This window comes from Streptomyces katrae (assembly GCF_000966975.1).
Taxonomy (GTDB): Bacteria; Actinomycetota; Actinomycetes; order Streptomycetales; family Streptomycetaceae; genus Streptomyces; species Streptomyces katrae.
Genome location: NZ_JZWV01000621.1, coordinates 1 through 3255 on the forward strand (window position 1 = coordinate 1; position 3255 = coordinate 3255).

The following is a 3255-nucleotide window of genomic DNA, read 5'->3' on the forward strand; positions in this document are numbered from 1 at the left end:
CCCAGGCGGGGCTGAAATCAGCCCCGCCGGCACACCGCCCCCGCCCCGGTCCGTCAGCCCCGGGTGCGGACGGGGAGGCGGAGGCGGCCGACCAGCCGGGTCAGGGATGCCGACGCGGCAGACAGCCGGGCCGACGCGGCGGCGGCCAGCCGGGCTCCCGAGCGGGGGAGGAGCAGGGCGCGGAGGCGCGAGCGGCGGCCGAGGCCGGCCAGGAGGGCCGACCGGGCCGTGAGGACGTCCGCGGACAGCCCCCCGTACGCACCGGCCGCGCCGGGCGGGGCGTACAGCGCCCGTTCCACCGCACCGGCGACCCGGTGCACCGCCTCGGCGGCCTCACCCTCCAGCCGCCCCAGCAGCACGATCCGCCCCGCCGCACCGCGCGGCGACAGCGCCTCGTCGGGCGGGACGCCCGCGTCCCAGGCGCAGTCGCCCAGCTCCCGCCAGGCGGCCAGGACCTCGCCGGAGCCCAGCCGCCGCTCCCGCACCCGGCGCCGCCACAGCAGCGGCAGCAGCGGTACGGCGGCCACCAGCAGCACCAGCACCGTCCAGGCGAGGACCGTCCCCGCCGACACCCCGCCGGACCCGGACCCGGTGCTCTGCTGGGCCGCCGGCCCGCCGCACTCGCCGAGCTTCTTCTGCGCCGGCGGGCACGCCTCGCCGCTGGCACGCCTCGCCGCTCTGCGCGGGCGCCGCGGACGGGGCGGCCGCCGACTGCGAGGGCGCCGCGGACGACGCGGACGGCTGCGGGGCCGGGGCCTCGGGCCGGCTGTAGTCCGGCAGGGTGATGCCCGAGCGGGGCGTCGGCTCGAACCGGGTCCAGCCCACGCCCTCGAAGTACAGCTCCGGCCAGGCGTGCGCGTCCCGCATCGAGACGTTCACCGTGCCGTCGGACTGCTTCTCGCCCGGGGTGAACCCGACCGCGACCCGCGCGGGGATCCCCAGCGTCCGCGACATCGCCGCCATCGAGAAGGCGAAGTGGACGCAGAAACCCTCCTTGTCCTGCAGGAACCGGGCGATGGCCTGCGAACCCGTGCCCGAGGACACCTTCGTGTCGTAGCGGAAGCCGCCGCTCACGGCGAAGAAGTCCTGGAGCTTCACCGCCCGCGCGTAGTCGTCCGTCGCGCCCTGCGTGACCCGCCGCGCCGTCTCCGCCACCACCGGCGGCAGGTTGTCCGGCAGCTTCGTGTACTCCGCGTGCACCGCCGCGTTCGCGGGCGGCGCGGACTGCAGCTGCTCCGCCGTGGGCCGCAGCAGCAGGCTCCGTACGGTGTACTGCGCGCCCTGCACGTTCTGGAAGCGGTCCTTGCCCAGCTGGTCGCCGACCAGGGTCCGGCCGGCCGGCTCGAAGCGCCACTTCCCGCCGATGTCGACCTGCGTCGCCGGGTACGGCATCGGCAGGTAGCGCTGGGCGTACGTGTCCGCCGCCGAGACGGTGGTGCGGACCTCGACCGCCGTCCTGCGGACCTCCTCGGTGAGCCCCGCCGGGTTCGGCAGCCGCTGCGGGACGTCCGTCAGCGGGCGGGCGGACGCCTCCCACTTGACCCCGTTGAACTCGTCGAGCGCCAGGATCCGCAGGTACTGCTCGCCCAGCTGCGGGCTGTCCGTGCGGTACTTCATCACGACCCGGTTGTCCTGGGCGTTCAGGCTGCTCTGCAGCGAGACCAGCGGGTTCACCGCCGAGATCGTGCCGCCGCCCCCTCCCGCGGACGGGGCGTCCTCGCCCTGGTTGCCCAGCATTCCGCCGCCCAGCGACGGCAGCGCGGCCGGCACCGCCAGCGCCAGGCCCAGCGCGACCGCGCCGATCCGCCGCCCGGTGCGTACGGGGGCCACGGCCCGGGTGCCCCCGGCCCCGTTCGCCCCGTAACCGGAACCGGCGGAGGCGGGCGTCCGGGCGTTGGGCGCCGCGCCGAAGACCCGGCCCCACTGGGCCAGCCGGTCGCGCCCCTCCGACAGCAGCAGCATCAGGTAGCCCGCGCCGGCCAGCAGGAACGCGAGCCACGGCTGCCCGCGCCCGTCCGACAGTCCGGCGGCGACCGAGTACAGGGCCAGCAGCGGCAGCCCGGCCGCCGCGGCCGTCCGCAGGGTCACGGCCAGCACGTCCACCAGCAGGCCGATCAGCAGCACCCCGGCGAGCAGCAGCAGCCGGATGCCGTCCGTCAGCGGCGCCGGTATGGCGAACTCGCCCACGTCCCGCACGCCCTGCTGGAACAGCCCGGCGAAATCGGTGACCAGGAAGGCCAGCGGCCCGCTCCCGGTGGACTCGGCCTTCCCCGCGAACAGGAAGGCGAGCAGCAGCAGCGACACCAGCAGCTGCGCGCCCACGGTCAGCGCCCGGGCCAGCGGCACCCGCCGCGCCCCCGCGCCCACCCCGGCCTGTACGGCCAGCAGCAGCGCCGCCTGGACCAGCCAGCCGGAGGTCTCCACCAGCGGGGCCAGCGACCAGGCGGTCAGCAGCGTCGCCAGCGTTCCGAAGAGCGTCACGCGCGTCCGCCCGCTCATGCCGTGCCTCCGGGGTTCCGCGGGCCGACGGGGAGGTTCCCGGCCTGCCGCCACAGTTCGGCGAAGGCCGCGCCGGGCGGTACGGCCAGTGCCGTCCAGCCCGCGTCGCGCAGCCCGCGCAGCCGCTCCTCCACCCGCGAGGGCGCTCCGGCCCACAGCGCGGGATCCAGCACGAAGGCGACCGCGGCCGCGCTGCGCTGCCGCATCCGGGCCGCCAGCTCGCCCTGTTCGTCGTCCAGGTCGCCGAAGAAGGCGACCAGCAGCCCGTCGCCGCCGGAGGGGCCGGAGCCCGTCCCGCCGCGCAGCGCGTCGTGGGCACGGCCCAGGCCGCTGCCCTCGGAGTGGCCGACGACCGCGAGGGTGTCCATCATCAGTCCGGCCGCCTCGGCGGACTCCGGGCCGCCGGCGGTGCTCCCGCCGGCGAAGGCGCCCGCGCCGGGTACGGCGTCGCCGGTGTCGGTGAGCAGCCGCGCGGCGAAGCCCTGTTCCAGGACGTGCAGCAGGGTGGAGGCCGCCGCCGACACCGCCCACTCGAAGGCGGAGTCGGGGCCGGCGCCCTCGTAGGCCAGGTAGCGGGTGTCCAGCAGGACGGTGGCCTTGCTGCGCTGGGGCTGCTCCTCGCGGCGGACCATCAGCTCGCCGTAGCGGGCGGTGGAGCGCCAGTGCACCCGCCGCAGGTCGTCGCCGCGCCGGTAGGTGCGCGGGATCACGTCGTCGTCCCCGGCCAGGGCCAGGGAGCGGCGGCTGCCGTCGCCG

1 protein-coding gene and 1 pseudogene are annotated in these 3255 nt (G+C 77.1%); both read right to left on the reverse strand.

The annotated features are described in order from the left end of the window. Nucleotides 1-53: 53 nt before the first annotated feature. Nucleotides 54-2499 (reverse strand): annotated as a pseudogene (locus VR44_RS22195) (transglutaminase TgpA family protein). Then, the coding region (locus VR44_RS22200; protein WP_045949328.1) for a DUF58 domain-containing protein at nt 2496-3255 on the reverse strand (760 nt) is incomplete at its 5' end. The pseudogene VR44_RS22195 and the gene VR44_RS22200, both read right to left, overlap by 4 nt.